This window comes from Deltaproteobacteria bacterium (assembly GCA_022340465.1).
Lineage (GTDB): Bacteria > Desulfobacterota > Desulfobacteria > Desulfobacterales > B30-G6 > JAJDNW01.
In genome coordinates this window covers 26950-48226 of the sequence record JAJDNW010000028.1, presented here as the reverse complement: position 1 = coordinate 48226, position 21277 = coordinate 26950, and the positions used below count along the sequence as shown (strand labels likewise).

The following is a 21277-nucleotide window of genomic DNA, read 5'->3' as shown; positions in this document are numbered from 1 at the left end:
TTCGGCATAACGGACGCCAAAAACTTCAAGCCGTTTCACGGCCGGGGCGGCATCACCCCTCGACCGGCAGGCTTTTACCTTGTTATTGGTTATAGGTCCGGTGATTTTTATCTTTTCCGGTGTATCCGGGTTGGGAAGCGTCCGATTGATTTCCTCTTTTTCATTTTTCTTCATTTCGTGATAAGTAACCCCGACCGACCGAACCGGGCTTTGTTTCCTTTTCACCCTTTACTTTGCAACGCAGACAGATGACCAAGAGTCTTTACATCGCCGGCATCGAACCGCGCAGCGGAAAATCCGTCATTTCGCTGGGTATCATGGAAATGCTCTCCCGGCGGATTAGCCGGGCCGGCTACTTCAGGCCGGTGATTCCATCCGGAAACCGGCCGGACAACAACATTCAGTTGATAAGAACCCGCTACGACACCGGATTGGCGTACGAAGAGATGTACGGCAGCACCAACAACGCGGCCCATCAATTGATCACCCGCGGCCAGAGCGGGCCGCTGTTCAACCAAATCCTGTCGAAATATAAAAAGCTGGAAAGAAAGTGCAGCTTCATTCTCTGCGAGGGAACGGATTTTACGGGGGTGTCATCGGCGTTCGAGTTCGACTTCAACGCCGATGTGGCCAACAACCTGGGGAGTCCGGTGCTGGTGCTGGTCAACGGACGCGGCAAAACCCCATCAGCCGTCGGTGAGGCGGTGGCGGTGGCCCGCGAATCCTTCGAGGGAAAAGGCTGCACCATCCTGGCCACCATCGTCAACCGGGTGCATCCGCCTGAACGGCGCAGGGTGCAGCGCTACCTGAAAAGGGAGGTACGGCCCGACAGCCCCCTGTGGATCCTGCCGGAAGAACCGGTGCTCGGCAAGCCGACCGTCGGCGACATCGCACGGGCGCTCGGGGCTAAGATCCTGAATGCCCGGGAAGGCAGCCTGACGCGCGAGATTTCGGGATTCAAGATAGCCGCCATGAACCTGCCTCACTTCCTGGAACGCATTGAAGAAGGCGATCTGATCATCACACCGGGGGACAGGGCGGACATGATCCTGGGCAGCCTGACCGCCACTTTGTCGCATACCTACCCGACACTGGCCGGTCTGCTTTTGACCGGGGGGCTGACGCCGGACGCGCACGTCCTCCACCTGCTGGAGGGGTTTGAACAACAGTATGCCCTGCCGGTGATCAGCTCCGGGAAGGACACCTACGCGACTGCCATGGAGGCCGGGGCTGTCAGACCGGCGCTCAGCGCCGACAACCACCGCAAGATCGCTGCTGCGCTGGGCATATTCGAAGCACATGTGAAGATCGAAGAGCTGGAAAATCGCATCGATGTCATTCGGTCGAAACGGATGACCCCGCTGATGTTTGAATATGAACTCATCGAACGGGCCAAGGCGGACCGCCGGCACATCGTGCTGCCCGAAGGGGAGGACGACCGTATCCTGCGAGCCGTGGAAATCCTGATACGGCGCAATGTGGTCGACATCACCCTGCTGGGAAACGTGGACCGGATAAGACAAAAAATCAAAGCGTTGAGCCTGGACCTGGGCGGCGTGCGTATCATCGACCCGTTGGCGTCCGAACGCCTCGAGGACTATGCCCGTTTGTTGTTTGACCTGAGGCGCCACAAGGGCCTCACCGAAGCCATGGCCTTCGATGCCGTCACGGATGTGAGCTTTTTCGGCACCATGATGGTCCATGCCGGAGATGCCTGCGGCATGGTTTCCGGCGCCGTCCACCCCACCGGCGAAACCATACGGCCCGCCCTGCAGATCATCAGAGCACGGCCCGGCGTTTCGGTCGTCTCGAGCGTTTTCTTCATGTGCCTTGCGGACCGTGTTCTGGTTTACGGGGACTGCGCCGTGAACCCCGACCCCGATGCCGACCAACTGGCCGACATTGCCATCAGTTCGGCATGCACGGCCGCCATCTACGGCATCGAACCGCGCGTGGCCATGTGTTCCTATGCCACGGCTGAATCGGGGCGTGGAAAAGATGTGGACAAGGTCCGGGAAGCGACCCGCATCGTGAGACGCCGGCGTCCGGAGCTGAAAGTCGAAGGGCCTATTCAATACGATGCCGCCATCGATGCCGGGGTCGCTCACACGAAACTCCCCCACAGCGAGGTTGCCGGCCGGGCAACGGTTTTTATCTTTCCGGACCTGAACACCGGCAACAATCTGTACAAGGCGGTCCAGCGTTCGGCCGGAGCCGTGGCCATCGGCCCCGTGCTTCAGGGATTGAACAAACCGGTCAATGACTTGAGCCGGGGATGTACCGTGGCGGACATCGTCAACACCGTGGCCATTACGGCTATTCAGGCACAGAGGGAAGGCCGGGTGCGGCATGGGAACCGTGACGAATGTGGCATTCGACGCAAGGAGGCGGCTGAAAGGTGAAAGGCGGGACAGAAAGCCGCAGGCCGTTAACCTCTCCGGCGGAAGCGGTCGACAAAGAGGCGATAAGGGCCTTTGACGGAATGAAGGTGCTGGTCTTCGGGCTGGGAATCCTCGGCGGGGGGGTTGCTGCGGCCAACTGGCTGCTCCGGCACGGCGCCCGGGTAACCGTTACCGATCTGAAAACCGAAGCCGAACTGGCCGTGTCCCTGGGCCGGCTGGAGAAACCGGTGCGCCTGAAGCTGGGCGGTCACGACGAAACGGATGTCAAAAAATGCGACCTGGTCCTGTTCAACCCGGATATCCCGGCGGGCAGCCGCTTCGTTGTGCTCGCAAGAGGGCTTGGTAAACGTGTGGAGAACGAAGCCACCCTGTTTTACCGGCTGTGCCGACTCCCCATCGTCGCCGTTACCGGCACGCGCGGCAAGACGACCACGTGCGCCTGGATCGAACATTTTCTGAAGGCCTGTTCTATTCCCATACCGGCCGGCAACTCTCCGACCAATCCCTTTATGCACACGCTGCAGCTGCTGGAGGAGGATTCAGATGTGAAACCTTCCGGTGGTGACGATAGAACGCGCATCGTCGTCAACGAACTGCCTTCCTATCACCTGGAGTATTTCGGCCCCGGAAACCGCGGCCCCGACATAGCGCTGGTAACCAATATCTACCGCGACCATCTGAACCGCCACACCTCCATGGAGGAATATGCGGACACCAAGGCCAACATCTTCCGGCAACAGACGGAGGAACAGACCCTGATATTGAACCGGGAAAGCGCCTGGTCGGCGTTTCTCGGTCAACGGGTGTCGCGGCAGCGGCAACTGTTTTTTTCGACCTCGCCGCTGCCTGCCGCGGCAGCCGGCCTTTATCACGAGAAGGGACGCGCCCGTTATCGTGCACCCGGTTCCTCTTCAGATGCGGCCGTCCTGGAAACAGGCGGTTTTGCAAAAAAGCGCGGCGCGCACAACCTCGAAAATCTGCTGGCGAGCGCTCTGACCGCCTATCGGGCCGGCGCTTGCTGGAGCGGGATCCAGTCCGCCCTGGAAACCGTTCCCGAGATTGCCTTCAGACAGGAAGTTGTTTTCAAAGACGACCGGCTTACCGTCATCAACGACAACGCGGCCACGTCGCCGGACGGTTGCATGGCGGCGGTCAACCGTTTCGGCGGAGGTCGATGCATTCTGATTGCCGGCGGGACGGATCGGGAACTCGACTACACGGGGTGGGCCGATACGGTGAACCGGCTGATTTCCCGTCGGAATCTTATCTTTCTGGAAGGCAGCGCCACCGAGAAAATGCTTAGCGCCCTGGCCGGAAGTGCAGAACGGCCGAACATCCATCCGACGCTGGCGGCCTGTTTCGACGCCGCCCTGGAGCGAGCGGGAAATTATCGAGGGGCCACCATCGTGTTTTCACCCGGCGCCAAGAGTTTCGAGAAGTTTGACAACGAATTCGAGCGCGGGCGGGTGTTCAACGAGATTGTTGAAGAGCGGTTGGGATAAGACAGCTTCCTCCCGCCCGCTTGCGCTTGAGCACACGGAGAACACAGAGTGTTTTACGTTTTTAATTTTTAACTAACTCAGAAGTCGGGGAGTTTTGGCTCAAAACCCTTGTCATTCCCGCGTAGTCGGGGATGACGGAAAAAATACCCCGATGGCTCAACTAACTGCGATTGTTAACTATCTGGAAAGGAAAAAGTGATGTTCGAAAATTTGCAGGTCTGGTTTAACGGCAAACTCGTTCCGTGGAAATCGGTAACGATTCCGGTGTTGTCCCACGGTTTTTCAAGGGGTTCGGCCGTATTCGAAATATTCGGGATCCACGTCGGTCCGGAAGGCCCCGCGGCCTTTCGCATGGATGAACATCTCAAACGGTTGATGCGAAGCATCGAACTTTTGGAGATGGAGCTGCCCTACACCATGGAGGATATTGCCGCTGCCGTGGCCGAGACCGTACGCACCAACGGTCTGGGGCGGGGGGTGATCAAGGTGATGGCCTTCTGGGGGGAGGAGGCGGTGATCAAACTGATTCTGGACAGCAAGCTGGATCTGGCTATTTTTCCGGTGCCGGCAACGCCGGATCTTCACCTGGACAGCACCGAGCCGATTTCCGCCTGCCTTTCCAAGTGGCGCAAGATTCACCCGGAAACCGTGCCGGTGGAGGCCAAGGCCTGCTCCAATTACCTGAATGCCTACCTGGCCCGCAAGGATGCCCTCAACCGCGGGTTCGACATCGGCGTGATGGCCGGCACGGACGGTTTTCTGGCCGAGGCGTCGACCGAATCGGTGTTTCTGGTCAAGGACGGTGTTGTCAAGGTGCCACCCCTGGGAAGGGTGCTCAACAGCATCAGCCGCAAGTGCGTCCAGGAGATGGCGCCCGTGCTCGGCATCCCCCTGCGCGAAGAGGCCGTTCTGCCGAACGCCCTGCTGGACGCCGACGAGATTTTCACGGCCCACACCGGGATAAAGGTCTCTCCGGTGGGGCGCTTCGAGGACCGCATCCTGGATGCGCCCGGCCCGGTGACCGCCAGGCTGATGGAGGTCATGGAAAAGGTGCTGGCTTTTGAAGACGAACGGTTCGCACACTGGTATCAGCCGCTGTAGGATATGTTACATGCGCCGTGCCTGCCAGAAGCACCTTTTCCAGTACCTGGTCTGCATGCTGGAGATGGTGACCCCTTCGCTAGTGGAGGCGTGCAGAAATTTTCCGTCTTCCAGGTAGATGCCCACGTGTCGGGTGAAGGTTCCGGTTTTGAAAAAAACCAGGTCGCCGGCGACGAGGTCTCGCACCAGGATCTGCACGCCTTCCCTGGCCTGGTTCTTGGTGCTTCTGGGCAGCTGGACGCCGAATTTGTCCCGGAAGGTGAGGTAGACGAATCCCGAGCAGTCGACCCCATTTTTTGAAACGCCCCCGTGCCGGTAGCCCACGCTTTGCCAGTCATCATACTGGGCGTACAAGGCGGCCTTGATCCGGTCAACGTCCCCGCCGAGAGAACCCGGTACGTGCGGGGCTCCGGGTTTCAACGGGATGAGGGTGCAGCCGCAGTGAAGCGTCAGCATCACAAGCAATGCGGCGGTTCGATAAAGGATCCTTTTTCGTTTACGGTATGGGCTGGCTGTGCATAAAGGCATAGCTCCTTATACCAGCCTGAGTTGAGCGTTTCAATCGGAACAGGTGCGGTCGCCGCTACAGGACGAAAAAAAGAGGCCGATCCAACGTTTGGACCGGCCCTTTGGTAACGGTAATATATGCGGGTCTCAGCAACAGCAGCTGGTATAGCACCCGCAGGGATCCACATAGCATCCACAGGGGTCGACTACGTAGCAGCAGCGCGTGTCAGAAGAAGACCCGTCATCACTGCTCTCGTCTTGCCCGTCTTTTTTGATGTCTGTATCCTCAGCCATTGACATCACCTCCTTTTATCAGGGGCGCCAAAGGCACCCGCTTCCCTTCCGCTCCACAATGGCGGTCGGGAAGCCGCGGAGTTAAAACACCACAAAGTGGCATATGTACAAAAATAAGACTTCGGTGGGGGTCTGTCAATCGGCAGGGTGTATAAAGAGGTATTTGGCTGTGGCCTCTCTAAGGTCTTACCCTCGGACCCTGAATCCTTGACCTCTTGGACCCTCTATTTTTGGCGGCTATTCCACCGTAGCGGTCATGGCATGGGCCATCAGGTCGCCGATGCGCTTGCTGAAATCGGCGGGATCGTCTATTTTTCCGCCCTCGCCGATGACGGCCATGTCGAAGATGAGCCTGCTGTACTCCTTCAGTTTGGGGTCATGCCCGTCCGCATCGAACAGGGCCTTGAAACCGACAAGCGCCGGGTGGTCCATGTTCAACTCCAGGATGCGCTTGGCCGGCTCCGGGCTTTGGCCGGACGATTTCAGGATTTTTTCCATGTAGGCGCTCATGTCGTAAGCGTTTCCGGAGAGGCAGGACATGGACGCCTTCAGGTGGGTGGAGGGTTTGACCTCCTTGACCTTGTCCTCCAGTTCCTTTTTCATGAATTCGAAAAGCGAGTCGAATTCCTTTTTCTTGTTTTCATCGACGTCATCCAGGTCCAGGTCTCCCTTTTCGGCGCTCTTGAACGCTTTGCCCTCGTATTCGGTCAGGGACTGGGTGACCCATTCATCCACCGGGTCGGTCATCAACAGCACCTCGTACTCCTTTTCTTTCAACTGTTCCAGGTGGGGGCTGTTCATCAGCGCGGCGAGATTGTCTCCGGTGATGTAGTAGATCTCTTTCTGGTCCGGCTTCATGTTTTCGACATAGGTTTTCAGGGAGACCCATTTGTCCTCAGAACGGGTGGTCTTGTAGCGGATGAGGTGGGACAATTTTTCACGATTGTCGAAATCGGTGTGAATGCCTTCCTTGAGCACCTGTCCGAATTCACCGTAGAATTTGTCGTAGGCTTCTTCTTCCATGCCGGACAGCAGGTCGAACAGCTTCTTGAGCATATTCTTGCGAATGTTGCGCACCAGGCGGTCCTGCTGGAGGATTTCCCGGCTCACATTGAGGTTGAGGTCGGCCGCATCGACCACCCCCTTGACGAAGCGCATGTATTCCGGAATGAGTTCCTTGCAGTCTTCCATGATGAAAACGCGTTTGCAGTAGAGATTCACGCCGTGTTTGCGGTCGATGTTGAACAGGTCGAACGGCGCATGGGAAGGAATGTACAAGAGGGCGCTGTATTCCGTGGTTCCCTCCATCTTGAAGTGCAGCCGTTCCATGGGGTCTTCCCAGTCGTGGCTGATGTGCTTGTAAAATTCGTTGTATTCCTCGTCGGTGACCTCTTTTTTGTCCCTGGCCCAGATGGCCTTCATCGAGTTGAGGGTTTCTTCCTTGGTGACCTTGACGGTTTTATCCTTTTCCGGCCCGACGGGTTTGCCGTTTGAGTCCAGGATCTGGTCCTCTTTCACCGGCTTGCCTTCGGCATCGAGCACCGGCTCTTCCCGTTCCACATCCATAACAATGGGATAGGCGATAAAATCGGAGTGCCGTTTGACGACGTCGCGGATGGCCCACTCCTCGGTGAAATCCCTTTCACCGTCCTCTTTGTCGCGCAGTTTGAGGATGACCCTGGTCCCCCGCGTCCCTTTTTCGGCTTCTTCGATGGCATATTCGCCATCCCCCTTCGACCACCACCGGACGGCGGTCTCGGCGCCGGCCGCCCTGGAAATCAGGGTGACCTCATCGGCTACGATGAAGGCGCTGTAAAACCCGACCCCGAACTGGCCGATAAACTCGGGTGCCAGGGTGTTTTCCTGCTTTGACTTTTCGAGGGCGTCCAAAAAGGCGGCGGTCCCGCTTTTGGCGATGGTGCCGATGTTCTCCATGATCTCTTCCCGGGTCATGCCGATGCCGTTGTCGGCGACCTCCAGGGTCCGGTTCGCGCTGTCCGCCGTTATCTTGATTTTGAAATCGCCGTCCCCCTCCAGAATATCCGGATCTGTCTGGGCCTTGAACCTGAGACGGTCGATGGCATCGGACGCGTTCGATATCAGCTCTCTCAGAAAGATGTCCTGATTGGAATAGAGCGAATTGATGATCAGTTTGAGCAGCTGCTGGACTTCGGTTTTAAATTGATAGGTCTGTTTGCCTTTACCCATAATCTTCGTTTCCTCCTTGCAGATAAATTCCATGATTGGTGACGCGCAGCAGGGTGGGAGCAGACGCCTCCGCCAAACGTGTCCGCGTGCGCTCTGTCCGCATGCGCGAAAATATATTTTATCGATAAAATAGGTGCTGATCGTTGATTGTCAACATGTCATTTGTAGGATTGAAATTATGAAAATAGAATATTATCTTATGGTTGTATCGCTTCATCCAGGCGGGACCCCAAGAGGGGCTGAGGGTTTGCGGGTCGGGCCGTTTGCTTGCAGGCCGCTTTTGTGGTAGGTTTGCCGGCGCGGTAAAGCACGAAGAATCACGGGGAGGAGGATTTTGGAAACGGTTAAAGGACATCTGGAGATTACGGACAGGGGATTCGGGTTCTTGAGGGCGATCGAACAGAATTATCTGCCCGACCCCGGGGACGTTTTCGTTCCGCCGGGGCTGATCAGGGACTACAACCTGCCCGAAGGCGGGTTGATTCAGGGGGAAGCCGTGCCGGGCGATTCAAAAAGCGGAAACCTGAAATTGCAATCGGTCGAGACCATCAACGATGTTCACTGGGAAACGTTCATCTCCTTCGACCGCCTGCAGGATCGGATCAGCATCAACCCCACGGAAAACCTGGTGATCACCCAGGGGGCCGACGACCTGACGGGCAGGGCCATAGACATGATTGCACCGGTGGGCAAGGGGCAGCGCGGCTTGATCATCGCCCCGCCCAAAACAGGCAAAACCACCATCCTGCGGCACATGGCCAATTCCATCTCCACGAACCACCCGGAGGTTGACATTTTCGTTTTGCTGGTGGATGAAAGGCCGGAAGAGGTGACGGACTTCAAACGGGGTCTAAAAGACGCACATGTGCTCTTTTCCTCGGCTGATCAGAGCATCGAACAGCACATGCGGATGACGCGCCTGGCCATGCACACCGCGATTCTATGTGCGGAGGCCGGCCGCGACGCGGTGGTTTTCATCGATTCGCTGACCCGCATGTCCCGGGCTTTCAACACGAAGACCGACAGCCACGGCAGGACCATGACCGGGGGCCTGGGCGCCAATGCCCTCCAATTTCCCCGGAAAATTTTCGGGGCGGCCCGCAATGTCGAAGACGGGGGGTCGCTGAGCATTTTCGCCACCATCCTGGTGGAGACCGGCAGCCGTATGGACGACATCATCTACCAGGAGTTCAAGGGCACCGGGAACACGGATTTGGTGCTCAGCCGCAAATGCGCGGAAAAGAGAATATGGCCCGCCATCGACATCAACGCATCCGGCACACGTAAAGAGGAGTTGCTGATGGATGGGGAACATTATGCGGAAGTCATTAAGATACGCCGGGGCCTGGCACATCTGGATGAGACCGAAGCCATGTCCGCTTTGCTGGATTATTTTCAGGAGAATTAGCTTGATCGTTGAGGGTGGGGTCTTTATCACTCTGCCGGAGGACTATAAGCATGTCGGACGCACCGGATAAAGTCATCTACTCGATGATCAGGGTCAGCAAGTATTATGATAAAAAAGCCGTCCTGAAAGACATCTCCCTGTCCTATTTCTATGGAGCGAAAATCGGTGTTTTGGGGTTGAACGGCGCCGGGAAATCGACCCTTTTGCGCATCATGGCCGGTGTGGAGAAAAATTACAACGGCGAGGCCATCCTATCCAAGGGGTATCGTGTCGGCTATCTCGAGCAGGAACCCCTGGTGGATGAGGACAAAACGGTTCGGGAGGTGGTGGAGGAAGGCGTCCAGGAAATCGTTGACCTGCTCAGGGAATTCGAAGCGATCAACAACCGCTTTGCCGAACCCATGGATGACGATGCCATGGACAGGCTCATCCAGCAGCAGGCCGATGTTCAGGAAAAGCTGGACAGCCTGGACGGCTGGGATCTCGATGCCCGTCTGGAGATGGCCATGGAAGCCCTGCGCTGTGCGCCGGGTGCAACCCGAGTCGGGGTTCTGTCAGGGGGCGAAAGGCGACGGGTGGCCCTGTGTCGGTTGCTGCTGCAGAAACCGGACATATTGTTGCTGGACGAACCCACCAACCACCTGGATGCGGAAAGTGTGGCCTGGCTGGAGCACCACCTGCAGCAGTATGAGGGAACCGTCATCGCCGTGACCCATGACCGCTATTTTCTGGACAATGTGGCCGGTTGGATACTCGAACTGGACCGGGGATGCGGCATCCCGTGGAAGGGAAACTATTCTTCCTGGCTCGACCAGAAGACAGAACGGCTGCGCCGAGAAGAAAAAGCCGAAAGCGCCCGCCGAAAAACCCTGGAACGGGAGCTGGAGTGGATCCGTATGGCGCCCAAAGGACGCCATACAAAGCGTCAGGCCAGGGTGAATGCCTATGAAAAATTGATGTCCCAGGAGGTTCGGTCCAAAGAAAGGGAACTGGAGCTCTACATTCCTCCGGGACAGCGTCTGGGTGAGGTAGTGATTGCGGCCGACGGCGTCACCAAGGGGTTTGGCGACCGTTTGTTGTTGGACGGGTTGACGTTTCAACTGACACCCGGTGCCATTGTGGGCATTGTCGGCCCCAACGGTGCCGGAAAAACCACCCTGTTCAGGATGATAACCGGACAGGAAGTTCCTGACAGCGGGGTCCTGCGTATCGGCGACACGGTGCAGCTGGCCTATGTGGACCAGGGAAGGGCTTTGGATCCCCAGAAAAGCATTTGGGAAGAGATCAGCGGGGGGCAGGAACAGATGCCCCTGGGCGACCGTCTGGTCAACTCGCGGGCCTACGTGGCCCGGTTCAACTTTTCGGGAGGCGAACAGCAGCGCAAGGTGGGCGAGTTGTCCGGTGGGCAGCGTAACCGCGTTCACCTGGCCAAGATGCTGAAAGAGGGGGCCAACGTCCTTCTGCTGGACGAACCGACCAACGACCTGGATGTCAATACGCTGCGGGCCCTGGAGGAGGCGTTGGAGAATTTTGGCGGCTGTGTCCTTGTGGTCAGCCATGACCGCTGGTTTCTGGACCGCATCGTGACGCATATCCTGGCCTTTGAAGGGGACAGCCAGGTTGTTTTCTTTAACGGCAGTTGGAGCGAATACGAGGCCGACCGGAAGAAGCGCCTGGGAGCGGATGCGGATATTCCCAGGAGAATCAGGTACCGCAGGCTGACCCGACAATAAATTTTCGCCCGACCATCGTGACTCTACAGACAATCAGATGAGATTTCGACAAACAACATTTTGAAACGAGATAGCGAGCGAATCATAATAGGCAGAATTCCTTACGGTGAAGATTCCCCGCAGCTTGCTGCGGGGAGGCTTTAATTATAAATATCAATGAAATTTATTAAGATGATTACAGATTACAAGGGAGATGCGCCTGTCATTCATGAAAGCGCCTTCATCGCGGCCACGGCGGTTGTGATCGGCCGTGTGGCGGTCTGCGAACAGGCCAGCGTGTGGTACGGAACCGTCGTCAGGGGAGATATCGAGCCCATCACCATCGGCGAGGGAACCAATATTCAGGACAACTGCACCCTCCACACGGACACTGGATTTCCATTGGTGATCGGCAGAAATGTCAGCGTGGGGCACAATGCGGTGGTGCACGGCTGCACCGTGGAAGAGGACTGCCTGATCGGTATCGGCGCTGTTTTGCTCAACGGCGCACACGTGAAAAAAGGCTGTGTGGTGGCGGCCGGCTCGGTGGTCAGGCAGGGGCAGGTGGTAGGCCCTTATGAAATGGTGGCCGGCTGCCCGGCGGTGGTGAAAAAAAAGCTGGACCGCGAGACGCTGCGTCCGTTTCTCAAGCCCGCCGCGGACTATCTGCAACACGCGGCGGGACATCGGGACATTCGGGTTATAAAATAGCCGGTCCCCAATATTTGAAATGCTTCGTTTTGGATATTAAAAAATTAAAAGTATTGAAAAAATAAATAGTTAAAATATAAACCTTAAAGTTTCTAAACAGGTTTTGACATGTTGCGGAATTGTGAATAAGCCCCGTCCATGGGCGGCGGAGACTTGCACCAGCCTGCGGAGGTCACATGGAAAACGATACGAAGAAAATTCTGGTTCTTTTGGGGAGCCCCCGAAAAAAAGGCAACAGCACCACCCTGGCCAAACAGATTATCGCGGGCGCCGAATCTGCAGGCGCCGAGACAGAAAGCGTCTACCTGAACGGCCTGAACATAAAACCCTGCCAGGGATGCTACGGCTGTAAAAGGAAAGACAGCAAAGGCTGCGTCGTGGATGACGACATGCAGTCCCTGTATCCGAAAATAGTAGGGTCGGATGCACTGGTTATCGCCACGCCGGTATACTGGTTTAACATGACGGCCCAAACCAAAATATTCATGGACCGCTGCTTCGGATTGTTCAACGCGGATTTTACCGACAATCCCCTGGACAAGAAAAGGATCGCCGTTGCCATGAGCTACGGCGACAGCGATGCGTTCAAATCGGGCTGTGTGAATGCCCTGCGCAGTTTTCAGGATGCCTTCAACTACGTGGGGGCGAAGATCGTCGGCATGGTTTACGGCAGCGCCGAGCAACCCGGAGAGATATCGGCCGATGAAAACCTGATGCAGCAGGCCGAGCAACTGGGGCGCAAATTGGCGCGAGCCTGAGCCTCCAATCAGCGGGTGTCGATCATTTTTCCCCAAACGATCAAACCGAGACCGATGATTCCCACCAGCGCACCGGCCCCGACCATGGGATAAAAGGTTCCCGGGCCGACCTTTTCGATAAAGAAGCCGAAAACGGGCAGCCCCAGGGCGCAGGCGATGCACACGACGCCTCCGGCGTAATAGTCGCCGGCGTTCCCCAACGTTTTCCCGGGAACGGGACGGCGCTTTGTTGGGGAAGCGGCTCCCTGCCCGCCGGCGGGCACGCCAGGTCGAGGCGCGCCTTTTTCAGCCGGCTGCGGCTCCAACAGCACCCGGTAGGCGCCTACGGGCCGGGCGATGTTTTTCACCGTCTGATTGCCCATGAACTCATAGCCGTAAGGCAGCTTGCTTTCGATGTGATCGAAAGCGGTTTTTGAGATGCAGATACCCCCCGGATCGGACAACCCCTCCAACCGGGCGGCGATGTTGACGCCGTCACCGTAAATGTGCTCCTGTTCCTGAATGACATCGCCGAGGTTGATGCCCATTCTGAACGGCATCCTTCTTTTTTCAAGCAGATTGGCGTTGCGGGACTTGATTTCCCTCTGGATGGCCACGGCGCATTGGACCGCCTCGACGACACTGGCAAATTCGGCCAAAAGGTTGTCGCCGGTTGTGTCGATGACGTTGCCGTTGTGCTGGCGGATGAGAACGCGCATGACTTCACGGTAGGTTGTCAGGGTCCGGACGGTAGCCTCTTCGTCGTCCTCCATCAGCCGGCTGTATTCTGCCGCGTCCGCACTGAGTATGGCACTCAGCTTGCGTTTATAATTCTTTTCCGTCATGAAGCCTTCCTTCCCCAAGTAGCGTCGGTTATTCGCGCAGGTTTATCTTTTGATAGATGGAACACCACCAGAGAAAACCGCAAGCGGTCAAAAAAATGCCTAACCCGCCAAAAAAGATGCCTATCTGTAACATTGTTTCACCTCCGTTGTCCGCTTTTTTTGCCTTCCGGTTTAAGGTTGTCGGCCGCACGACGCATGGCCAGATTGATCTCGAGTTTTTCCAGGGACAGGGTAATCACATCCGCGGTCTGCGGGTGCTCTGACATGTAGCCGGTTAAAAAGTGTCGTACCGCTTCAGCCTTTTGCATGCCGGCCAGAGGAACGATGCCGGCGATGACCCTTTCATACAGCAGGGGGTGCAGGGCTTCCAACTCCCCGACATGGGCCGTGAACCAATCCCACATGAGCGGTATGGCGTGGGGGTTGAGGGCCAGGGCCACCAGGGGGATAAACCGGTTGCGATCAGGCACCCTGTCAAGGGTATAGCGGCAGGTTTCCCGGACAAGCCCGGGGTCCTGCTGACCTCCCAGGGCCAAGAGAATGTGCATGCGTTCATGCTCGCTGTCCGTCGATTCGAGTCGTCGGCACAGGAACCGGAAGGCCTCTTCGCCCCCCTGCAGCGCCCCCGCCTGCATGACACTGCGAGCCAGGTCGGGGTGGACGGCGGCGCCGCCGGTCAACGCGGCAAACTGGTCCGAGGTAAAGCGGAGAGCACCTTCCTCCCCGTAGAGGACGGCATGCCACAGAACCCGCTCCCTGAGCATGGCCGTTGCCCGGGACTCCCGGGCTGCAGGCTCGAATCCGATACGTTCCAGAATCCCGGCGCTGAAGGTGCGACCCCTCGCGGCAAGCGACGGCCACATGTCTTTGTCGAGCACCAGGCCTGCGGCAAACAGATTGGCATCGATTCCGGTCAGGGGCAGGTCGGCCGACTCTTCCTCGTAGTAGCCGAGAAAGGCGAAGTAGTTCCCGAGGGTCTCTTTGCCGGCCCGAACCATGGCAAACAGGTCGTTTTGAAGGCCCCAGCGATCTTCGGGTTGCAGTCTTTTTTGCCGTACGAGGCCGCCCAGAGCCTGCAGGTCGGCGGGGTCATAGTGCACCCGGTAAAATCCCGTTTGACCGGCGTTGAGCTTGCAGGCGGCCGCGTCGTCATGCAGGTCGAAAGCCTGCCGCCTCCGGTCCATCAGGATTGTCTTTCGCTGTATATTGCCGTCGGCGGTATAGAGATCCATAACCACCGGGATGGGCCAGATCGCGTCCGTCGCTGCCGGCAGGTACGTAAAACGCTTCTGTTCCAAGATCAGGCGGCCGTTCTCCCGGCGCGCATCCACCACGGGAAAGCCCGGCTGCCGGACCCACTGTTCGACCATCTCCTTGACCGGACGGTCGGAAACGGCTTCGAAGGATTCCCACAGATGATGGCTGGAGGCGCAGGCATACTGGTGTGTCCTCAAATAGCGGCGCAGCCCCTGCTTGAAATTTTCCGGGCCGATAAAGCCTTCGATCTGCCGCAGAAGACTGCCGCCCTTGCTGTAGATGATCGGTGCCGTGCTTGTGTTGATGACCACGTGTTCGCCGCCGGGAATTTCGACGGGGACGGTATCCCTGAGAGCGTCACGGGCCATGGCCGCATCGGTTTGATCCTGTAAAAACTGGTCCCAGGTACTCCATTCAGGATAATAATGGGCGACGACGCCGAAGCCGAAATAGGTGGCGAAGCTTTCGTTGAGCCACAGGTATTTCCAGTCCGAGGGAGTGACCAGGTTGCCGAACCACTGGTGCGCGATTTCATGGGCGATGACCTCACAGATGCGCTGCTTTCCCAAAGCCGAGGTGCCGCCGGGGTCGTTGAGCAGCAGGTTCTCGCGAAACGTGATCGCCCCCCAGTTTTCCATGGCGCCGAACGCGAAATCCGGGATGGCGATCAGGTCTATTTTTGTCAAAGGGTAGGGGATGCCGTAATATGATTCGCAGAACCCGAGGGCTTTGCGGCCAAACGTCACGCCGAAATCGAGGCGTTGCGCCATGCCGGGCAGTGCAATTCCGGCGACCCGCGGGTCTTTTTGGTCCCTGAGGATTTCGAATGCCCCGACGCCGAAAAACAGGAGGTAGGAGGACATGGGCGGCGTGCATTCGAAACGCACGCTTTTTTTCCCGCTGTCCATGGGTTTTTCCGCTTTTACCGCTCCGTTGGAGATGGCCGTGAGGTCGGAAGGGACAATCATTTCCACATCGAAAGAGGCCTTGTGCATGGGGTGGTCCATACACGGCAGTGCGCGGCGTGCGTCGCTCTCCTCGAACTGGGTGACGGCTATGTGACGTTTCCGGCCGTCCGCCGCGGTGTAGGCGCTGCGGTAGAATCCGGCCATGTTGTCGCCGATCGGGCCTGTGTAACGGATTTTCAATTCGATCCGGCCCGATACCGGCGTGGGCGGGACAATGCGCAGATTCTCCTGTTCAGGTTCGAGGTGGAAATCGCACGGGCGTCGTTTTTCGCCTTCCCGGAGGGTGCATTCACGCACGGTCAGTCCGATGCAGTCCAGAAGAATGTGGTCGGCCGGTTCGCTTGCCCGAAGGTGAATGGTCACCCGTCCCTGAAAGGTGAAAGATTCGAGATCGGGTTCTATTCGCAGGTCGTAATGCATCGGTTTCAGCATGGTTTTCTCCTTTGCTCAGTTGAAAAGCGGCCTTGTCCCCCCGGCGGCTGGGGGTAGGTGATCCGGTTCTCGTGAAAATAAACCACCCCCGGCGGGCGGGGCCGGTTGACAAGCGCCTTGAAGTCGGCCAGATTGAACAGGTCGCTGACAATGAGGCCGTCATACCGGTTCAGGGAGGGCATCCTGTCGGCCATGTTCAGGGCGGCACCCAGCATGCGCCAGCGCCAATTTTCGCCGGGCATTGACAAAATCGTGATTTCATGGGAGGAGCAAGCGGCGAGCCCCTCGGCAAAAAGTCGATGCGATCCCTGGAAGTACGGTTCTATGAGAAGAAATTTCATTATGCCTGATAACGCTTCACTTCGACTCTACATGGCTCCCATGAAGGGGTTTACGGACTGGGTTTACAGAAATACGTTCGCCGAACATTTTCACGGGTTCGATCTGGCGGTTTCCCCGTTTATAGCCAGCAAGCGGGACTGTCCGGTCCGGCGGCGGCACGTTCGGGACGTGTGGCCCGAGAACAACGCCGGGCTGCCTGTCGTGCCGCAGATACTCAGCAAGGTGGCCGCTGATTTCACGGCGCTTGCCGACTATCTTTACGACATGGGTTACGAGACCGTCAACTGGAATCTCGGCTGCCCCTCGCCCATGGTGGCTTCCAAGAAGCGGGGCTCCGGACTGCTGCCCTACACGGAGCGCATCGACGCTTTTCTGGAAGACGCGCTCAGCGTGATGAAGGGGCACCTTTCGATCAAGATACGGCTCGGGTGGAGCAGCAGCGCGGAGCTGCTCAGGCTGCTGCCCGTGTTGAACCGGTATCCCTTGAAAGAGGTCATCATCCATCCCCGGACGGGGATGCAGGCCTTCGGCGGAACGGTCGACCTCGACGCCTTCCGGCAATGCCTGACGTTAATCGACCACCCCGTCGTCTACAATGGAGATATCCGCACGCTCGACGATTTCCAGGACCTGTCCGGACGTTTCAGGGACGTCGACACCTGGATGATCGGGCGGGGATTTCTGGCGGACCCTTTTCTGCCGGATGCCATCAGGGCCGGCCGGGACGGATCTACCGAAAAGATTCAGCGCCTGAAGCGGTTTCACGGCGGGCTTTTCGGGGCTTACGCGGCGGTGTTGAAAGGACCTTCCCACCTGTTGAAAAAGATGAAGGGTCTGTGGCGTTACCTTGCCCTTTCGTTCGAACCGTTCCCGCAGACCATGAAGAAGATAAAGAAAGCAACCCGGCCGGAACAGTACCTGGACCGGGTAAACCGCTTTTTCGAAAACGAGGCGAGGCTGGCGGGGGACGGCTCGGCAGGGGTGGAAACGATGTCCCGCAACTCGCTTGGGCAGGGATAACTCCCCGATATCCGGCGGTGCCGGTAATTGGGTTACGTGGGTTAGCGGGTTTATTGGGCTACTTGAGTTAGCTGGCTATTGAGTTGGCGGGGCTAACACAACGAACTCAATAAACACAACAAACTCATTTGCTGTTTGAATCTGGTTATAATTTCGATCGGAGGTTAAGAAAATCGACGCCAGGAGCCAGGGGTTAATCTCCATCCACGTCGCGGTGTTTCTTTTCGGCGGCGCCGGATTGTTCGGTAAATTTCTGCATCTGGCGCCGGCAATGATTACGCTGGGCCGGACGCTGTTTGCCGGTATCGCCCTGGTGATCGTGTCGCTGCTGCTGAAAACCGACCTGCGGGTTCGCAATGGCAGGCATTTTTTCGGGTTTGTTTGCATGGGGGGCATTCTGGCGGTGCATTGGAGCTCCTTTTTCTACGCGGTCCAGGTTTCCACCGTGGCCATTGCTCTTTTGTCTTATTCTTCTTTTCCTGTTTTTGTCACCTTCATGGAGCCGATCGTCTTCAACGAGAGGCTGCGCATTGTGGATATCCTGATTGCATTGGTCGTTTTCCTGGGACTGGTGCTGATCGTCCCGGAGTTCAGCCTGGCCAACGATGTCACCCTGGGCGTCGTCTGGGGAACCTTTTCCGGATTTACGTTTGCGGCGCTTTCCCTTCTCAACCGAAAATTCGTCGCCTCCTATTCGGCGCTTACCGTGGCTCTTTACCAGGATGCGTTCGCCAGCCTGTTGCTGTTGCCCTTTGTCGGCAAAGCGATGTTGAGGCTGCCCTCCTTAGAGTGGAGTGGATTGATTCTTCTGGGAGTGGTTTTTACCGCTTTGGCGCACTGGCTTTTCATTCGGGGGATGCGGGGGATAAAAGCACAGCTGGCGGGCGTCATCGCCTGCCTGGAGCCGGTATACGGCATCCTGATCGCCCTGGCTGTTTTGCAGGAAATACCGTCGAGGAGGGAGGTGCTGGGCGGTGTGGTGATTATCGTCGCCATCGTTTATGCCACGCAAAAAGCCGATACGGCCTTGCAGTAACCCTCATCGTGCAACCATGAGGTAAAAGCGACATATCGCAGCTTCCGCGAAATCGAACCGTCCAGGTTATTCTCTCAAATCAGAACGTAGACCGAGTGTTTCAAATTTCAGGGCTCGTAAACGTCTTTCAGGTATCGAAAAAGGGCCCTGGAGGCCTTGGCGCCGGATTGGCTGCCGAATTCGGCCTGGGCGCTGCGGGTGAGCTGCGTCAGCCGCTGCCGCTGTGCCCCGGGGCAGCTTGCGAGAATTTCTTCGATAAGGGCCGTGTCTCCGGCTTTGAGCGCATCCCGCCACCTTTCGACCTGTTTGAAGACGGCCGCTTTTTCGTGGTCACCCCGTCGAATATTTTCAAGCGCCTCCCTGATCGGCAGAGGATCGGTTTCACGGACGAGGGCGCCGATGTATTTTACCTGTCTGCGCCGCGCCCCGTGGCTGGTCATGCCCCGAGCCTCTTTCAGGGCTTCCATCAGTTCTTTGGGCAGGTCGATTTGTTCGAGCTGTTCCGGTGTCAGTCCCAGCAGCTGCTCTCCCATTTTCTGGAGGGCACGGGCTTCATTTTTTTTCTGGGTGCGGCTTTTTTCTGACGGTTCCATCGGCTGTCTTCGGGTAGATCGGCTTTCTCACAAGGACAAGGGGGCCTGGTGCGCTGTGCCCGGTCCTATCGGTTCTCCTGTTTTTTCTTCAACAGTTCCGCCAGGTTTGCAAACGGCTGGTGGGTGTCTCCCGGATCTTCGTCTCTGTAAGCGGTCCCGGCACCGTGGGCAGCTTCTTCTATATAGCGCGAATGTTCGTTGTCGTGGCAATAGAGACACAGAAGTTCCCAGTTGCTCCCGTCCGGCGGGTTGTTGTCGTGGTTGTGGTCTCTGTGGTGCACGGTGAGCATGCGCAGGTTTTTACCAGAGAACTCGCGTCCGCACCGTCCGCAGACCCAGGGATACATTTTAAGGGCTTTTTCGCGGTAACCCTTTTTGCGTTCATCGCTGAGACGCCTGGCTGTCTCGACGATGTCGCTCAAGCCGTTTTCTTTTGCCGATGGATTATCTGAGGACATGATTTTCTTCCGCTGTATCCAAAATATCAGGGGCGGCCTCTATAGCGAGTTATAACCGGAACAGACATATGTCAATCGGTATAAGCCCCGCCGGGTGAACTGAAAACCGGTATACAATACCATGAAATTACGAAACTATGAAAGCACGAAAAAAAATGGTAAAGACTGCTCGAGCCAGATTGAGACCAATTTCTTTTAGGATCATCGTGAAACCACCTACGCTCGAGAAAGGACCGGACCGAAGAACACGTGCATGGGTCATCGCCGCGGCACTGGTAGCCCTGTTTCTGGGCGCCATGGACTCGCTGATCATGTCGACGGCCATGCCCACGATCGTGGCGGAACTGGGCGGGATGCACCTCTATGCCTGGGTTTACTCGGCCTATTTCCTTTCCAGGGCGGTTTCCCTGCCCGTGTTTGGCAAACTGGCCGACCTGTACGCCAACAAGACCATCTTTCTGATCTCCATCGGCCTGTTCGTGATCTCCTCGGTGGCTGCCGGTTTGTCCGACAACATGAGCTTTCTAATCGGTGCCAGGGTCTTCCAGGGGATCGGCGCCGGAGGGAACTTTGCGCTGGTCTACATCGTCCTGGCGGACGTTTCACCGGTGGGGGAGCGTGCCAGGACCATGTCCTTTGCAAGCTCCATCTGGGGCGTGGCCAGTGTTTTGGGGCCCACCCTGGGCGGGTTTATCGTGACCTTCCTGTCGTGGCGCTGGATCTTTTTCATCAACGTGCCCCTCGGTTTGCTGTCCATGGCAGGGCTTTTCTTTTTCCTGGTGGAAATGCGCGAAAAGAAAAAGGCCGTGCATATCGATATCGGCGGCGCCGTCACCCTTTCAACCGCCATCCTGGGCATTCTATCCGTGTTCCTGACAGGCGGCAGGTCGTACGCATGGGTTTCACCCCAGATGGCGCTTCTCTGGGGGCTGACGCTTTTTTCGGCCGTGGGATTCTACCTTGCCGAGCGGCGGGCAAAGGAGCCGATCCTTCCCCTGGATTTTTTCAAGAAAAGGAGCTTCAGCACCGGAAACCTGGCCGTGTTCATGAGTAGTTTTTCCATCTTTTCCCTGTTTGCATTTGCACCGGTCTTCATCCAGGGCGCGCAGGGGAGGAGCCCCATGCGCGTCGGGCTCGCCATGCTTTCGCTCAGTATGGGGTGGTCGGCCGGTTCCGTGATTCTGGGGCAGATTTCGAACCGCCTGGACAACAAAAGGGCGGCTCTGGCAGGGGCGGTGATGTTGATCGCCGGGTGTGCATTGACCTTGACGTTTACCGTGCATACAACCATGACTGTCTGTTTCTGGGTGTTTTTTCTGATCGGCCTGGGCATGGGGTTCACGACGCTCGCCACCCTGGTGATCGTTCAGAATTCCGTGGATCCGGCCGATCTTGGCGTGGCCACCTCATCCAACCAGTTCGCCAGAACCCTCGGCGGGACCGTGGGTGTGGGCATATGCGGCGGATTCATGAACACGGCTTTATGGCGGGGCATGGAAAAGCTGGTGCAGGGGGGGGTGATTCCCACCGGGGAGGGGACGGGGCCGGCCGTGGCGGGAAAGAGCCTCGAAACGCTGCTGCAGCCGGAATTCCAGGAACGGCTGTCGGAAACGGCGCGCATGGCTTTTCAAAAGACCGTCGCTCAGGGGGTGTCCGTCGTTTTCTGGGTCGTCTTTCTGGCGTCCCTCGGCTGCCTGCTTTTGTGCGCATGGCTGCCGGGCGACAGGGCATCTGAGTCGTGAAT

Annotated in this window: 18 protein-coding genes; 10 read left to right on the top strand and 8 right to left on the bottom strand. The window is 57.4% G+C overall.

Going from position 1 to position 21277, the window contains the following annotated elements:
- Positions 1-248 precede the first annotated feature (248 nt).
- The 3 genes from pta to LJE94_05225 all read left to right on the top strand — a co-directional run bounded on the left by pta (position 249) and on the right by LJE94_05225 (position 5005).
- Positions 249-2402 carry a phosphate acetyltransferase gene (gene pta, locus LJE94_05235; GenBank protein MCG6909511.1) on the top strand — a complete coding sequence of 718 codons (2154 nt, stop codon included), beginning with the start codon at positions 249-251 and terminating at the stop codon, positions 2400-2402.
- Positions 2399-3904 (top strand): UDP-N-acetylmuramoyl-L-alanine--D-glutamate ligase, encoded by a 1506-nt coding sequence (gene murD / locus LJE94_05230; GenBank protein MCG6909510.1) that lies wholly within the window; start codon positions 2399-2401, stop codon positions 3902-3904. The genes pta and murD overlap by 4 nt, the downstream gene beginning before the upstream one ends.
- Before the next feature lie 198 nt (positions 3905-4102).
- Positions 4103-5005 (top strand): aminotransferase class IV, encoded by a 903-nt coding sequence (locus LJE94_05225; GenBank protein ID MCG6909509.1) that lies wholly within the window; start codon positions 4103-4105, stop codon positions 5003-5005.
- 6 nt (positions 5006-5011) lie between these two features.
- Here the strand turns inward: LJE94_05225 and LJE94_05220 are convergent, their stop codons facing one another.
- The 3 genes from LJE94_05220 to htpG all read right to left on the bottom strand — a co-directional run bounded on the left by LJE94_05220 (position 5012) and on the right by htpG (position 8014).
- Complete coding sequence (locus tag LJE94_05220) at positions 5012-5533, bottom strand: NlpC/P60 family protein (GenBank protein ID MCG6909508.1); 522 nt, start codon at positions 5531-5533, stop codon at positions 5012-5014.
- 126 nt (positions 5534-5659) lie between these two features.
- A complete protein-coding gene (locus LJE94_05215; protein MCG6909507.1) occupies positions 5660-5806 on the bottom strand; it encodes a hypothetical protein in 147 nt (48 codons plus the stop codon).
- 237 nt (positions 5807-6043) lie between these two features.
- Entirely contained in the window at positions 6044-8014 is a 1971-nt protein-coding gene (htpG, locus tag LJE94_05210; GenBank protein MCG6909506.1) for a molecular chaperone HtpG, read from the bottom strand.
- Positions 8015-8348: 334 nt separating this feature from the next.
- Here htpG and rho point away from each other — a divergent pair, with 334 nt between their 5' ends.
- The 4 genes from rho to LJE94_05190 all read left to right on the top strand — a co-directional run bounded on the left by rho (position 8349) and on the right by LJE94_05190 (position 12603).
- A complete protein-coding gene (rho, locus tag LJE94_05205) occupies positions 8349-9422 on the top strand; it encodes a transcription termination factor Rho (protein MCG6909505.1) in 1074 nt (357 codons plus the stop codon).
- Positions 9423-9472: 50 nt separating this feature from the next.
- Positions 9473-11155 (top strand): energy-dependent translational throttle protein EttA, encoded by a 1683-nt coding sequence (ettA, locus tag LJE94_05200; protein ID MCG6909504.1) that lies wholly within the window; start codon positions 9473-9475, stop codon positions 11153-11155.
- Between the two features lie 171 nt (positions 11156-11326).
- Entirely contained in the window at positions 11327-11845 is a 519-nt protein-coding gene (locus LJE94_05195) for a gamma carbonic anhydrase family protein (protein MCG6909503.1), read from the top strand.
- A 176-nt stretch (positions 11846-12021) separates the two neighbouring features.
- Complete coding sequence (locus LJE94_05190; protein ID MCG6909502.1) at positions 12022-12603, top strand: flavodoxin family protein; 582 nt, start codon at positions 12022-12024, stop codon at positions 12601-12603.
- An 8-nt stretch (positions 12604-12611) separates the two neighbouring features.
- Here the strand turns inward: LJE94_05190 and LJE94_05185 are convergent, their stop codons facing one another.
- From LJE94_05185 to LJE94_05175, 3 genes are all read right to left on the bottom strand, one after another.
- Entirely contained in the window at positions 12612-13427 is an 816-nt protein-coding gene (locus LJE94_05185) for an adenylate/guanylate cyclase domain-containing protein (GenBank protein MCG6909501.1), read from the bottom strand.
- A gap of 137 nt (positions 13428-13564) precedes the next feature.
- Positions 13565-16084 carry a M1 family metallopeptidase gene (locus LJE94_05180; GenBank protein ID MCG6909500.1) on the bottom strand — a complete coding sequence of 840 codons (2520 nt, stop codon included), beginning with the start codon at positions 16082-16084 and terminating at the stop codon, positions 13565-13567.
- Complete coding sequence (locus tag LJE94_05175; protein ID MCG6909499.1) at positions 16078-16425, bottom strand: DUF3524 domain-containing protein; 348 nt, start codon at positions 16423-16425, stop codon at positions 16078-16080. Before LJE94_05175 ends, LJE94_05180 begins: the two co-directional genes overlap by 7 nt.
- Before the next feature lies 1 nt (position 16426).
- On the opposite strand from LJE94_05175, the gene LJE94_05170 reads away from it, so the two are divergent.
- Both LJE94_05170 and LJE94_05165 read left to right on the top strand, forming a co-directional pair.
- Positions 16427-17446, top strand: a complete 1020-nt coding sequence (locus tag LJE94_05170; GenBank protein MCG6909498.1) for a tRNA-dihydrouridine synthase family protein — start codon at positions 16427-16429, stop codon at positions 17444-17446.
- Positions 17447-17618: 172 nt separating this feature from the next.
- On the top strand, positions 17619-18482 hold the full coding sequence (locus LJE94_05165) for a DMT family transporter (protein MCG6909497.1): 864 nt from the start codon (positions 17619-17621) through the stop codon (positions 18480-18482).
- 107 nt (positions 18483-18589) lie between these two features.
- Here LJE94_05165 and LJE94_05160 read toward each other — a convergent pair whose 3' ends face one another.
- Together LJE94_05160 and LJE94_05155 are read right to left on the bottom strand one after the other, a co-directional pair.
- Positions 18590-19075: a DUF615 domain-containing protein gene (locus LJE94_05160; protein ID MCG6909496.1), complete on the bottom strand. Its 486-nt coding sequence runs from the start codon at positions 19073-19075 to the stop codon at positions 18590-18592.
- A gap of 65 nt (positions 19076-19140) precedes the next feature.
- On the bottom strand, positions 19141-19533 hold the full coding sequence (locus tag LJE94_05155) for a YajD family HNH nuclease (GenBank protein ID MCG6909495.1): 393 nt from the start codon (positions 19531-19533) through the stop codon (positions 19141-19143).
- 206 nt (positions 19534-19739) lie between these two features.
- Here LJE94_05155 and LJE94_05150 point away from each other — a divergent pair, with 206 nt between their 5' ends.
- Positions 19740-21275, top strand: a complete 1536-nt coding sequence (locus LJE94_05150) for an MFS transporter (protein ID MCG6909494.1) — start codon at positions 19740-19742, stop codon at positions 21273-21275.
- Positions 21276-21277: the final 2 nt, after the last annotated feature.